We start from the raw sequence: 846 nt of genomic DNA on the forward strand, positions 1-846 counted from the left end.
GTACAAGTAAATCAACATCACTTACACCTTTGATATGAATATTTAGGGGAACTGACCCTTGTAATCTGTATTCTGTGACAATGTTATGATTATTTAGTAGCCTAGGCTCTAATTGTTTTTCAATTCTTTTAGCAGTTTCAATACTGATTTCTGTGTAACGTTTACTAACTTCTTGCATTGCTCCTACTGCATAACGGATAGATGGTTTGTCTGATACAATCTGCCATTTTTCTATTGTACGTTTTAATTCATCAAACTCATTAAATGAAGTTACGCCTGCTGTTACACTATCAAAAGCATTGTATGTAAGGTCAGTACCTTTTCGTCTTTTCTCTAATCTGTTCAATCTTTTATAAAAATCAATTTCAGACATTGTGAAACTCAAAAAATAGTAGTTATGGTTAAAATAATTATACCTTAATAATTATTTTAAGGTTTTAATAAATAAGGTTTTATTGTCATAAATGCTCAAATTTAAGATGGGAAGTAAGATAATTTTTAAGTATAAAGTTTGAGAATGTTTGTAGTCTTTTGTAGTGCATCCAATAGTCAAATAAATAATTGTGAAACCATGAAGACACATATCACATTGATATTTATATAAAAATATTATTTGTGATTGGAGGTGATTTTTTTAATTCTATTGATTATTGTGACTCACTACGGAGTTAATTGTCTTTAAGTATTTGTTTTTAATTGTTTTATTCTTTTAATTATTTTTATTTGATTAGGTGTTGACCTTACCATAATTGGAAAGAATAGAGTTGCTACATCAAGGGTAATGATGTACCTGATATGAAAGAATAACTTCCGAGCTTATTACCCATTATTTTTTCATAATTGTAA

General features: G+C 27.9%; 1 pseudogene. It reads right to left on the minus strand.

The features are described 5' to 3' along the window. A pseudogene (locus HMPREF0023_RS15920) lies at nucleotides 1-373 on the minus strand (hypothetical protein); the annotation flags it as partial. Between the last annotated feature and the right edge of the window lie 473 nt (nucleotides 374-846).

It is taken from the genome of Acinetobacter sp. ATCC 27244, from assembly GCF_000156555.1.
Taxonomy (GTDB): domain Bacteria; phylum Pseudomonadota; class Gammaproteobacteria; order Pseudomonadales; family Moraxellaceae; genus Acinetobacter; species Acinetobacter haemolyticus.